Below are 12,015 nucleotides of genomic sequence, written 5' to 3'. Positions count from 1 at the left end.
GTACCAATGACAACACTTATTGAGGCGCCGCCAAGCGACGCCGACGGCCTATTGCCGACAAAGAAGAAGTCGTCCGGTGGGGGACTGGGCCAATACATCCTGATCAGGTTCCTGCTGATCTTCCCGACCATTTTCATCCTGGTCACGCTTGTGTTCTTCCTGATGCGGATCACCGGTGATCCGATCACGGCTGCCCTCGGCGGCCGGCTCCCTCCGGAGCAACTGGCGGAGCGCATCCACTCGGCCGGCTACGACCGGCCCATCCTGGTGCAGTACTTCGAGTACCTGGGCCAGCTCATCACCGGCAACTTCGGCACCACGCTTTCGGACAACCGCCAGGTCTCCGAGATGCTGACCACGTACGGTTCCGCAACGCTGGAACTGTCCATCAACGCCCTGCTCGTGGCCCTGCTGGTGGGCATCCCGCTGGGCATGATCGCCGCTCACCGCCGGGACAAGGCTCCCGACGCCGTGCTGCGGATCTTCGCGATCCTCTGCTACGCGACCCCCGTGTTCTTCGCCGGCATGCTGCTGAAGCTGACGTTCTCGGTTTGGCTGGGCTGGCTTCCGGTCGCGGGCCGGGCCAAGACCTCCACCGAACTGGCACTCACCGCGCTGCAGGCGCCCACCGGCATCTACTGGCTCGACGCCCTGCGCAGCGGAAACATGGCCGCCCTCGGTGACGTCTTCGCGCACGCCGTGCTGCCCGCCGTCGCCCTCGGCCTGCTGACTGCCGGCATCTTCCTCCGGCTGGTCCGCACCAACGTGATCGGCACCCTGGGCAAGGACTATGTGGAAGCCGGGCGCTCACGCGGCGTCAGCGAATTCCGACTGGTCACCAAGCACGCCTACAAGCCGGCCCTCATCCCGATCATCACGGTGATGGGCCTGCAGATCGCGGTCATGCTCGGCGGCGCCGTCCTGACCGAGACCACCTTCGAATGGAAAGGCCTCGGCTTCCAGCTCGCGACCTACCTGACGGCCCGCGACTTCGTGGCTGTCCAGGGCATTGTGGTGCTGCTCGCCGTGATCGTGGCCGTGACCAACTTCATCGTGGACATCGTGGCCGCGCTGATCGACCCCCGCGTGAGGTACTGACATGAGCATCGAACCAACTATTGCCGCAGAAAACCGCAGGGAATCCTGGTTCCGGCGCCTGCCGGTGGTCTCCCACTTCAACAAGAGCGTCGGCCTGCAGCGCGGCATGCTCGTCGCCGGGCTCGTCCTGACCTCGCTGTTCCTGCTGACCGCGATCTTCGCTCCGTTGATCGCACCGTACGGTTTCTCGCAGATTTCCGACGACGGCGGTAACTTCCCGGCGCAGCAGGCCCCCGGCGGCCGGCACCTGCTCGGCACCACCGTGGGCGGATACGACGTGTTCTCCCGGGTCGTCTGGGGTGCGCAGACAGCGGTGATGGTCATCATCGTCGCCGTCATCATGTCGATCTTCATCGGCGTCATCCTCGGCCTGGTCAGCGGTTACATTGGCGGCTGGCTGGACCGGATCCTGGTGGTCATTGCCGACGCTGTGTACGCGTTCCCGTCCCTGCTGGTCGCCATCGTGATGGCCATCGTCATCAGCGGCGGACGGTCCAGCCTGTGGGGCGGCATCCTCGCCGCAGCGATCTCCATCACCGTGGTCTTCATCCCGCAGTACTTCCGCGTGATCCGCGCCGAGACCATCCGGCTCAAGGCCGAACCCTTTGTGGAATCCGCCAAGGTGGTGGGCGCATCCAACATCCGGATCATGTCCCGCCACATCTACAAAAACGCCACCCGGACCCTGCCGCTGATCTTCACGCTGAACGCTTCCGAAGCCATCCTTACCCTCGCGGGCCTGGGCTTCCTCGGCTTCGGCATCGAACCGACGTCCGCCGCCGAATGGGGCTTTGACCTGAACAAGGCCCTCGCGGACACCACCTCCGGTATCTGGTGGACGGGTGTCTTCCCGGGTCTGGCGATCGTCCTCACCGTTGTCGGCCTGACCCTGGTCGGCGAGAGCATCAACGATCTCAACGATCCGCGCCTGCGCGGCCGCAAGAAGGCTGTCTCCGGCAAGGGCGGACCCGATTCCGCCGGCGCCAAGGCGGCTCCCACAGCAGAAGTGAGCAGTTCATGAGTACCAATATCGGCTCCGTTTCAGACCAGCACGCCCGCAGCGCCGGACCAGTGCTGGACATCGACAACCTGAAGGTCACCTTCGCCACCGACGCCGGGGACGTCTACGCGGTGAAGGATGTCAGCCTTGAGGTCAACCCCGGCGAGGTCGTTGCCATCGTCGGCGAGTCCGGCTCCGGCAAAACGGTCACGGCCAAGACCATCCTGGGCCTCCTGCCGGAAACAGCCATCAGCTCCGGCGCTGTGCTGATCAACGGCAACAACGTCATCAGTGTCAGCCCTTCGAAGCTGCGCGAAATCCGGGGCCGCGACGTGGCCATGGTGTTCCAGGAACCGTCCACCGCGCTGAACCCCGTGTTCACCGTGGGGTGGCAGATCGCGGAGGGCATCCGCGCCCACGCCGGCCACTCCGGCGGCGGCAAGGTCAATGCCAAGGACGCCAAGGCCCGGGCCATCGAGGCGTTGCGGAAGGTGGGGATCCCCGATCCGGAAACCCGGGTCAACTACTACCCGCACCAGTTCTCCGGGGGCCAGAAGCAGCGCGTCGTGATCGCCGCCGCGCTGGCGCTCAATCCGGGGCTCATTGTCGCGGACGAGCCGACCACGGCGCTGGACGTCACGGTGCAGGCCGAGATCCTGGAGCTCCTCCGGGACCTTCGGGACCAGTACGGCACCTCGATCGTGCTCATCACGCACAACATGGGTGTGGTCGCTGACCTCGCGGACCGCGTCGTCGTGATGTACCAGGGCGACATCGTCGAGGAAGCCAGCGCGCGGGTGCTCTTCGCGGAGCCGAAGCAGGACTACACGAAGAAGCTCCTGGCCGCCGTCCCGCACCTGGGCCGGAACTCCGCCTCGGCGGGTATGACCGAACGCGCCCACCAGGGCGGCAAGGTGCTGGTCGAGGCCAAGAACCTGACCATCGAGTACCCGGGCCGGCTGGGAAGTCCGGCGTTCAAGGCCGTGGACGGCGTGAACTTCACGCTGTCCGAGGGCGAGGTCTTTGGCCTCGTCGGCGAATCGGGGTCCGGCAAGACGACGATCGGCCGCGCCATCGCGGGCCTGAACAAGACCACCGGCGGAAGCCTGAAGGTCTTGGACTACGAGATGCTCAATCTCAAGGAACGTACCTTCAAGCCCCTGCGCAAGCAGATCGGGTTTGTGTTCCAGGACCCGGCGGCGTCGTTCAACCCGCAGCTGACCATCGGTGAGTGCATCGCGGAACCGCTGATCATCCACACCAAGCCGACGCCCGCGCAGGCACGCCAGCGGACCCGGGAGCTCCTTGAGTCGGTGCAGTTGCCGGCCGCCTACGCTGACCGCTACCCGCACGAGCTCTCCGGCGGCCAACGGCAGCGCGCGTCACTGGCGCGGGCCCTGATCCTGAACCCGAAGCTGCTGATCGCGGATGAGCCGACGTCGGCACTGGACGTTTCGGTGCAGGCAAAGGTGCTGGAGCTGTTCAAGGAAATCCAGGCCGAATTCGGCTTCGCCTGCCTCTTCATCAGCCACGACCTCGCCGTGGTGGACATCCTCTCGCACTGGGTCGGGGTCCTCTACAAGGGCAAGATGGTGGAGCAGGGCCTGGGGAACCAGGTGATGGGCAACCCGCAGCACGACTACACGAAAAAGCTCATCGCTTCGCTGCCGGTCCCGGATCCGGACGAGCAGGCCCGCCGCCGCGAGGAGTTCCGCGCGGTGCTCGGCGCCTAGCGGGCACTGAGCCGCTTTCCGCGCACAAGGGGGTATGCCCGCCGTTCACCGCGAACGGCGGGCATACCCTTTTCGCTGCCCGCAAGGGTCCGGCCGAAGGACCGGCCGCGCCCGCTTAACACCGGGAAGCAATTGCCCGCCTGCCCCTAGACTGGATCAATGACCGAGCAGAACCAGAACCTCCCTGACACCGACAGCTACGACCCCGCGGCCAGTTCCCTCGCCGGGCACGTTGACCCCTCGGTGATGGCGGAACTGCTGTCGATCCGGTCCAGCATCGACAACATTGATGCCACCCTCGTGTTCCTCCTCGCCGAACGGTTCAAGGCCACCCAGAAGGTCGGCTTCCTCAAAGCCACGCACAAGCTCCCGGCAGGAGACCCGGGCCGTGAGACGGCCCAGATCGCCAGGCTGCGCCGGCTCGCCGCCGAGGCGCACCTGGACCCGGCCTTTGCCGAAAAATTCCTGAACTTCATCATCGGCGAGGTGATCCGCCACCATGAGGCGATCGCCGAGGACCACCAGGCCGCCGCGCACCTCTCGGGTGCCTCCGCGGACTCCGCCCTGGCCGCCGAGGCCTAGGCGTGGCTGCTTTTCCGGGCCAGGTCACGGCCACCGCCCTTGGCCCGTGGCCGGGTGAGGACCCGGTCGAGGCCGCCCGCATCATCCGTGGGGAGCTGGGCAGCCCGCACCTGCCCTTCCTCGCCGAACTCCCGGACCGCGGCGTGGGCTCCGACGCGCTGGGCCGGACCGCCTCGGTGCTCGAAGGCCTCGCCGTGGACGCCCAGCCCTTCGGCTGGCGCCTGGTCGACCGGCCAGGGAAGGACCTCACCCGGGCGCGCTCGGCCCTCTCGACCGACATCAACGTCCTCGCCGACGTGATCGGGGCGGAAGACTCCCCGGCCGCAGACCTGAAGCTCCAGCTTCGCGGACCGCTCAGCCTCGCCGCGGGGCTGCACCTGCACAACGGCGAACGTGCCCTGATCGACCACGGCGCCCGCCGCGATCTTGCGGCGTCGCTCGCTGCCGGCGTCGGTGCCCACCTGGCCAGGCTGGCCACCGCGGCGCCAGGAGCCCGGCTGGTGGTCCAGGTCGATGAACCGGACATCGCCGCCGTGATGGCCGGCACCATCCCGACATCCAGCGGCTACCGCACCCTGCGGTCAGTCGCGGGGTCGGAGGTCACCGAATCCTGGCGGCTGGTGGTGGACGCGTTGCGGTCCGCCGGCGCCGCCGAGATCGTCATCGCGGTGCCGGAGATCGAGGCGCCGTTTGACCGGATCCTGGCGGCCGGAGCGGACGGCATCGCGGTGCCCCTGAGGGCCCTCACATCACGCCAGTGGGAGCAGCTCGCAGGCGCCGTCGAGGCCGGAAAACGACTCTGGGCAGGAGTCCTGCCAGTCGATGACCCGACGGCGGGGCTGCAGCGGGTGCGACAGGCGGTAGAAACGCTCTGGCGCCCCTGGCGCCAGCTCGGCCTTATGCCTGAGTCGCTGGGCGCGGTGCGCGTCACGCCCTCCGGCGGGCTCGCCGGCCACACGCCGTCGTCCGCGACGGCCGTGCTGACCCGGCTGACCCAACTGGCCGACGGACTGAACCAGCTCGCCCTCGGCTAGGATTCGGACACAGCGTCCGGACCAGCGCCCCTTAGACGCGGCTCTCCCAGCGGTCCGGCCGGGCGTGCGCGGGTAAATGGCCCGGTGCCGCCGCCCCGGCCGGATAGGGTTCCAGCCGGTAATCGAAGTGCCCGGCGTACACCAAAACCAGCCCAATCTGCGGCTGGATCACCTTGACCTGGATCCGGTGCCGTCCCTCAACCGGCTCCCACCACTGTTCGGCGTAGGCCCTGGCGTCGAGGGCTGCCGGCAGCGGGATCCGGACCGGCCCGACAAACAGCCGGGATGCCTCGGACACGCCACGCAGCCTCCCCTCGGGCGTGACGCGGAGGTTGAGGTCAGTGATCAGCCGGCGGTAACGGCCCACGTAGTCCACCAGCCGGGTGGACCCGGACGAGGAATCGGCGCTGGTGGTGTCCTGGAAGATCCGGGTGGTCTGCGGGAAGAAGATCTCGCGGCGGGCGGTCAGGCTCGAGCGGCCGAAGGGGTCCAGATGGGCGTGGTTCTCGATCCGGAACCTGATGCCCTCGCCGTACTCCGGGAAAAACGCCTGCTCACCGGTCGCGAGCCGCAACAGCGGCCGCAACCAGGACTGCCGGCAGCCGACGACGTCGAAGACGCCCTCGCCCACGCCGTAATGCCCCGAGCCCGGGGTGAGGGAAAAGTACTCCTGCAGCTCAGGCTGCAGAAGGGCAAAGTCCGGCCCCAGACCAAGCTGGTAGATCGGGTCGTAGGTGCTCACATCATCCTCCTGGGGTCACAGCCTACCGGCGGCTTTCAACCGAATGTACGCGTCGGCGAGGGCCGGCGGCAGTTGCGCGGGTTCGGCGTCGACCACCTCGACGCCGGCCTGGCGCAGTTGGGCGCTGACCGCTTCGCGTTCCAGCAGCGCACGTTCGGCCGCCGCGGCGCGGAAGACCCCGCTGGCGGTGGACCGTTCCTGGAGCATCTCGCCGAGCACCGGGTCGCGGACAGCGGCCACCACCACCACGTGCTGTTGCGCCAGCTGGGCCGCCATCGGGAGGAGCCCCTCCTCAGGGGCGCCGCCGTCGAGCGCGGTCAGCAGCACCACCAGCGAACGGTGCGCCGAAACGGAGCGGATCTGGCCGGGAATCTGGCTCCAGTCGAGCTCAATGAGCTCCGCTTCGAGGGGGACCATGGCCTGGATCAGCTGCCCCAGGAGGTTTCCCTTGGCCGCCGAGCCGGCCCTGGCCCGCACCCGGCGGTCGAAGGCGAGGAAATCCACCCGGTCGCCGCCCCGTTCGGCCAGCACGGCCAGCAGCAGGGCTGCCTCGATCCCGGTGTCCAGCCGCGGCTCGTCGGCAATCCGGGCGGCGGCCGTCCGCGAGGTGTCGAGCAGGATCACGACGCGACGGTCCCGTTCCGGCCGCCAGGTCCGGACAACGACGGCGGAGCGGCGGGCAGTGGCGCGCCAGTCGATGGAACGCACATCATCACCACGCACGTAGTCGCGCAGCGAATCGAACTCCGTGCCGGCACCGCGGATCTGGACTGCGGCCTTGCCGTCGAGTTCCCGCAATTGGCGCAGTTTGGACGGAAGGTGCCGGCGGGAATGGAACGGCGGCAGTACGCGTAAGGAGCCGGGACACGGGAGGGTGCGCTGCCGGGCGGCGAGGCCCAACGGGCCAAACGCCCGGATCGTGACATGCGCTGCGGCGAGCTCGCCGCGCCGGGTCGGCCGCAGGGTCACCGCCATCCGGCGGCCCTCCCCGGCGGGCACGTTCAGGTGCTGGCGGGGATTCTGCGCGCCGGCCGACGGCTGCCAGGCGTCGCGGACCAGTCCGCGCAGGGCCCGGCGGCCCGTGTTCGCCACCGTCAGCACCGATTCCGCCGAACCGGTGAGCGCAACACTGCCGGGATCCCCGCGCTGCACCGAGACATGGCGCAGCGGCGCCGCCAGGACCAGGTCGGCCAGCAGGACGGCCGCCAGCAACAGCATCACGACAACGGCCGAAGGCCAGCCCGGGAAGAGCAGCGCGGGGACCATTCCCAGCAGCGCCAGCAGCACGAACCGTCCGGAAATCGCCATGGCTTAGCGGGGCACAGGCACGGAGGCGAGGATGCTGCCCAACACGCCGTCGGCCTGCACGCCGTCCATTTCTGCCTCCGGCCGCAGTGCCACACGGTGGCGCAGACAGGGCAGGGCGAGGGCTTTGACATCGTCGGGGGTGACGAAGCTCCGCCCGGAGAGCCACGCCCAGGCACGCGACCCGGTGAGCAGTGCCGCGGCGCCGCGGGGTGAGACGCCCAGCTGGAAGGACGGTGCCGACCGGGTGGCGCGGACGATGTCCACGATGTAGGCGAGGACCTCCGGGCCCACCTCGACCGCGGCAACTGCCTGCCGCGCCTGTTCCAGCTCGGCGGGCCCGGCGACCGGGCGCACCCCGGCCGCAGCCAGGTCGCGGGGGTCGAAACCGGCCGCGTGCCGTCGGATGACCTCAATCTCGTCGTCGCGGCCGGGCAGCGGCATGGCCAGCTTGAGCAGGAAGCGGTCCAGCTGCGCCTCCGGCAGGGGATAGGTTCCCTCGTACTCCACCGGGTTCTGGGTCGCGGCGACGATGAACGGCGCGGGCAGCCGGCGGGAGACGCCGTCCACGGAGACCTGCCGTTCCTCCATGGCCTCGAGCAGGGACGCCTGCGTTTTGGGTGGGGTCCTGTTGATCTCGTCCGCCAGCAGGATGTTGGTGAAGACGGGTCCTTCCCGGAAGCTGAACTCTGAGGTGCTGGAGTCATAAATCAGCGAGCCTGTGACGTCACCGGGCATCAGGTCTGGGGTGAACTGGATCCGCTTGGTGTCGAGGCTCAGGGCCGCCGAGAGGCTGCGCACCAGCAGGGTCTTGGCCACGCCCGGCACCCCTTCGATGAGCACGTGGCCGCCGCACAGCAGGGCGATCAGCATCCCGGTGACCGTGGCATCCTGCCCGACGACGGCCTTGGCGACCTCCCGCCGGACGTCCAGTAGTGCCTGCCGGACCGGGTCGTGGTGGGCTGCGCCCCCGATACTGTGGCCATCCGCCGCCGGACGGCCCGGTGCCGCGGTTGGCGGGGCCGGGTGCTCCGCCGGCCTGGGCGCCGGCCACGGGGCTGCGGCGTCGGCTGCCGGGCCGGTGTCGGTCGCTGCTCCGCCGCCAGGGATGCTGGGGTAGTCGTTCATCGCGCGTGTACCTCTTTCTCTAGTCGTTCGAGCTGCTGGGCCCAGCGCACGAGGTCTGCTTCGGTTCGGGGTTCGGCATCCAGGATGCCGGAGACGCTCTCGGGGCTCCGGTCCAGGTGCCGGGCGGCAGCGTCGGAGATGGCCGCCGCGCCGGCGTCCGGCCCCAGCCTGAGTGTCTTGGCCAGCCGCACCAGGGTTCCGGCGCGGAGGACGTCGGAGGCCCGGTCGACGGCACGGGCATCGTGGTAGAGCCGTGCCCGCCCTTCAGCGGTTTCCACGGCCTTCACCACCACCGGGAGCGGCTCGACCACCAGCGGGCCGAGCCTGCGGCCGCGCCAGAACATGGCGAGCACGGCCACGAGGGCGAGCCAGGGGCCGAGGACGCGGGTCCAGGGGGCGGCGAGGTCACTCAGGGTGACCGGCTTCTTCACCGCCGGCACATCGGCGATTCCCGGCAGGTACCAGATCAGCCGCTGTTCCGCGCCGACACTCCGCAGCGCCAGCGCGGCGTTCCCTTCGGCGGCCAGGCCCCCGTTGCTCAGGAGTTTGCCGTTGCCGAGCACCAGGATGCGGCCGTTGGAGCTGGCGGCATAGAGGCCGCCCCGGCCTTCCGTCTGGGCGTAGCAGACCACGGGCCCGTCGTAAAGGAAACCGTCACCGGCGGAAACGGCGCCGGCCGCGGTCGGGTCGGGTTCGCCGCAGCGCGGTTCGAGGGACCCGGTGCCGTCACGGACCACTCCCGATTGCCGGATCCCGGAGTCCAGGCCCAGCAGGGTATTGAGCCGCGGGGTCACCACCACCAGCCGGTCCGCGGCGGCGGAGAGGTAGCGCAGCTGGTCACGGCCCAGGTAGCCGTTCGCGTCGTAGAGCAGGACAGCGGAACCCTCGCCCGCCCGGCGGGCGTCCTCGATGGCCTGCCGCGTGGACTCGAACGACGCCGACTGTTCGACGGCGACGCCGTGCCGGCCAAGGATTTCCGCGACGGCGCGCGCCCCGTCCGGGGCGGCGTTCCGAATGGAGAGGGCTTCCTGGTCGCCGTGTGGCCGGAGCTGGATGACCGCCGTCAGGACCAGGGCGGCGACGAAGACGACGCCGAGGACGGTCCAGGTGCGGTGCCGGCGGAGCCATCTGCGGACGGCCGGAGGGGTCACGGGGGAGCTGGGGGTGGCGACGGCGGTTTCGGTCACAGCGGCCTGGCCAGGACGTCAGGGCCAGTGCCCTGATAATCGGGCGCTGTGTCCGCCAGGGCGGCGTCGAGCCGGACCAGTGCCTCATGGTCCGGCGACGCGGCGCCGGCGCCGCCGTAGCGTACGGCGTCGAAGATGCGCGCGGAGTCCTCCAGATCCCGGGCGTAGGCACTAAAGGCGCGGCCCAGCCTGGCGGCGACCTCGTCAGCTGTCCGGCCGGGCAGCGGGTCCAGGACGGTCCGCTCCTCGGCTGCACGTACGATGGCCCGGAACTGTTCAATAACAGCCGTGGACCACTCGCCCCGGGCGGCCGCCGCCGCGGCACGGTCCCGGTGCATTTGCGGCGTCAACGCTGGCGCGGCATCGAAAACCTCCTTGGCCGGGGCCCGCCGGGCGTTCAGCCGGGGCCGGACCACCACGATGGCGACAGTAATCACCACGGCGGCGATCAGCAGCAGCAGCGGGACGCCGTAGCCGCCGTCGGCCCCCGGGGTGCCGTCTCCGGTCAGCGAACGCAGCCACCGGGCGAAGTTGGCCAGGGCCTCGTCCAGCCAGCTGGGTTGCGCGGCAACATAGGGGTCCTTGGCGAGTTCTTCGGCGGCCCAGCGGCTTGCCTCCTCCCGGCCGGGAAGTACCGGAGGCTCTGGCTGAAAGTGCGTGGCCAGGACGGCCACTGCCTGGTGCAGGGCCGTCCCGGGGGCGGTCGTCATCACCGGACCGGCGGGGGGCCGAACGGCGGCCGGGCCCAGGCGGACGGGTCACCCTGAATCACCGTTGCACCGCGTCCCGGCACGCCCGCAGGGTCGCTGCCCGTCTCAAGTTGCCGCAGGAGGTCCAGGTCCAGTCCGTCCTTGCGCATCCGCAAGTCCGCATAGAGCAGGGCCGCCGTCGAGGTCTGGAAAGCGAAGCCGACGGCGGCAACCAGTGCGGTCACCACGGTGCCCACGACCGCAGCCACGACCCCAACCGTGTGGGTTTCGGCCTCCCCACCCTGGGCGAAAACCGTGGCGGCGATGCCGTTCGTCGCTAGGCGGACGGGCAGGAGGACGATCTGGGTCAGGACGCCGACCAGGATCCCCACCACAATTGTCACACCGAGGATCCGCCACCAGTTCCTCCCGGTGAGTTGCCACGAGCGGCGGAGTCCGGCAAACGTGCCGAGTTCTTCAACCACAATCGCGGCCGGCGCGACGAGGAACCGGATGCCGAGCCACAGCATGGCAATGAACAGCCCGAAAACCAGGAGCACCATCACCGGCACGGCCGCGCGGTCCATCACGGCCGCCGACAGCACCGTCACCAGCACGCCGACGGCGATGACGGCCACCGTTCCCAGGATCAGCACGCCGGCCAGCCCCAGCAGCGCGCCGGTCCGGGACCGGGCAAGGACCCACATCTGGCGGAACCCTGTGCGCCGGTTCAACAGCGCCCGGGCGACGGGAACGGCCATGGCCCCCTGCATCACGACGGAGATCAGCACCGACAGGAGCGATAGCAGCGCGCCGATGGCGGCTGCAGTGCCCAGGGTGAGTGCCATGGCCTGCGAAAAGCCCGGGCCGCGCAGCGACAGGGCGCTCGTGGCGCCGAAGAGGGCGCCGCCCTGGATGAGCGCCGACATGATTGAGGCCAGGGCCTGGGCGATGATTCCGGCCCCCAGCATGGCGGCGGGGTTCCGCCTGACGGTCTGGAAGGCGCCGTCCAGGATTTCGCCGAACATCAGGGGGCGCAGCGGGACAATGCCCGGCTTTGGCGGGGCAACGTAGCGCGGCTGGCCGTAGGGGGAGTGGCCGGGTGGTGCCATGCCGCCCGGGCCACCGAAGCCATGGCCGGGACCCGGAGGGCCCCACTGCGGCGTGGGATTCCACTGCGGCGGCTGGCCCCACTGCGGCGTGGACCCCCACGCCGGCTGTGCCGGCGGCTGCTGGGTCGGCCGCTGGCCCCACTGCGGTGCGCCGCCCCACTGCTGCGGTCCGCCCTGCTCCTGCTCGGACAAGCTTTCCTCCCCAAGAAATTGCCTACCGGACACACGCGGACACGGCGCTGGCGCCGTTGCGAACCCGTGCCCGGGCGCGTGCCCGGGGCCAGACGTGACCCCAGCCTATAGTTTCGACGGCCGGCGGCAAGTACCCGGGCCGATTCGGGCCGTGCCATTACCAGCCGGGACGCTCCGCCGGCCGCGCCGTGCCCCGTCCCCCGCGCCATGCCG

The 12,015-nt window shown here is 69.8% G+C and carries 11 protein-coding genes; 5 read left to right on the top strand and 6 right to left on the bottom strand.

Annotated features, from left to right (window positions below):
- Positions 1-6: 6 nt before the first annotated feature.
- The 5 genes from AC1DHY_RS01185 (at position 7) to AC1DHY_RS01165 (ending at position 5,447) form a co-directional block, all read left to right on the top strand.
- A complete protein-coding gene (locus AC1DHY_RS01185) occupies positions 7-1,098 on the top strand; it encodes an ABC transporter permease (RefSeq protein WP_476903046.1) in 1,092 nt (363 codons plus the stop codon).
- A gap of 1 nt (position 1,099) precedes the next feature.
- Positions 1,100-2,119 (top strand): ABC transporter permease, encoded by a 1,020-nt coding sequence (locus AC1DHY_RS01180; protein WP_476880027.1) that lies wholly within the window; start codon positions 1,100-1,102, stop codon positions 2,117-2,119.
- Positions 2,116-3,831 carry an ABC transporter ATP-binding protein gene (locus AC1DHY_RS01175; RefSeq protein ID WP_476880026.1) on the top strand — a complete coding sequence of 572 codons (1,716 nt, stop codon included), beginning with the start codon at positions 2,116-2,118 and terminating at the stop codon, positions 3,829-3,831. The genes AC1DHY_RS01180 and AC1DHY_RS01175 overlap by 4 nt, the downstream gene beginning before the upstream one ends.
- 159 nt (positions 3,832-3,990) lie before the next feature.
- Positions 3,991-4,413 (top strand): chorismate mutase, encoded by a 423-nt coding sequence (locus AC1DHY_RS01170; protein WP_476880025.1) that lies wholly within the window; start codon positions 3,991-3,993, stop codon positions 4,411-4,413.
- A 2-nt stretch (positions 4,414-4,415) separates the two neighbouring features.
- A complete protein-coding gene (locus tag AC1DHY_RS01165; protein WP_476903045.1) occupies positions 4,416-5,447 on the top strand; it encodes a uroporphyrinogen decarboxylase/cobalamine-independent methonine synthase family protein in 1,032 nt (343 codons plus the stop codon).
- A 31-nt stretch (positions 5,448-5,478) separates the two neighbouring features.
- On the opposite strand, the gene AC1DHY_RS01160 is transcribed toward AC1DHY_RS01165, so the two are convergent.
- From AC1DHY_RS01160 to AC1DHY_RS01135, 6 genes are read right to left on the bottom strand one after another with little or no spacing between them, the layout of a single operon-like run.
- On the bottom strand, positions 5,479-6,189 hold the full coding sequence (locus tag AC1DHY_RS01160) for a DUF4166 domain-containing protein (protein ID WP_476880023.1): 711 nt from the start codon (positions 6,187-6,189) through the stop codon (positions 5,479-5,481).
- A gap of 15 nt (positions 6,190-6,204) precedes the next feature.
- Complete coding sequence (locus AC1DHY_RS01155) at positions 6,205-7,497, bottom strand: DUF58 domain-containing protein (RefSeq protein ID WP_476903044.1); 1,293 nt, start codon at positions 7,495-7,497, stop codon at positions 6,205-6,207.
- 3 nt (positions 7,498-7,500) lie between these two features.
- Positions 7,501-8,622 carry an AAA family ATPase gene (locus tag AC1DHY_RS01150; protein ID WP_476879381.1) on the bottom strand — a complete coding sequence of 374 codons (1,122 nt, stop codon included), beginning with the start codon at positions 8,620-8,622 and terminating at the stop codon, positions 7,501-7,503.
- Positions 8,619-9,809: a DUF4350 domain-containing protein gene (locus AC1DHY_RS01145; RefSeq protein ID WP_476879380.1), complete on the bottom strand. Its 1,191-nt coding sequence runs from the start codon at positions 9,807-9,809 to the stop codon at positions 8,619-8,621. Before AC1DHY_RS01145 ends, AC1DHY_RS01150 begins: the two co-directional genes overlap by 4 nt.
- Positions 9,806-10,519, bottom strand: a complete 714-nt coding sequence (locus tag AC1DHY_RS01140; protein WP_476879379.1) for a DUF4129 domain-containing protein — start codon at positions 10,517-10,519, stop codon at positions 9,806-9,808. The genes AC1DHY_RS01145 and AC1DHY_RS01140 overlap by 4 nt, the downstream gene beginning before the upstream one ends.
- Positions 10,519-11,802 carry a DUF7847 domain-containing protein gene (locus tag AC1DHY_RS01135; RefSeq protein WP_476879378.1) on the bottom strand — a complete coding sequence of 428 codons (1,284 nt, stop codon included), beginning with the start codon at positions 11,800-11,802 and terminating at the stop codon, positions 10,519-10,521. The genes AC1DHY_RS01140 and AC1DHY_RS01135 overlap by 1 nt, the downstream gene beginning before the upstream one ends.
- Positions 11,803-12,015: the final 213 nt, after the last annotated feature.

The sequence above is a fragment of the Arthrobacter sp. 05L44 genome, assembly GCF_056397605.1.
This window is presented reverse-complemented; position numbering and strand designations above follow the sequence as displayed.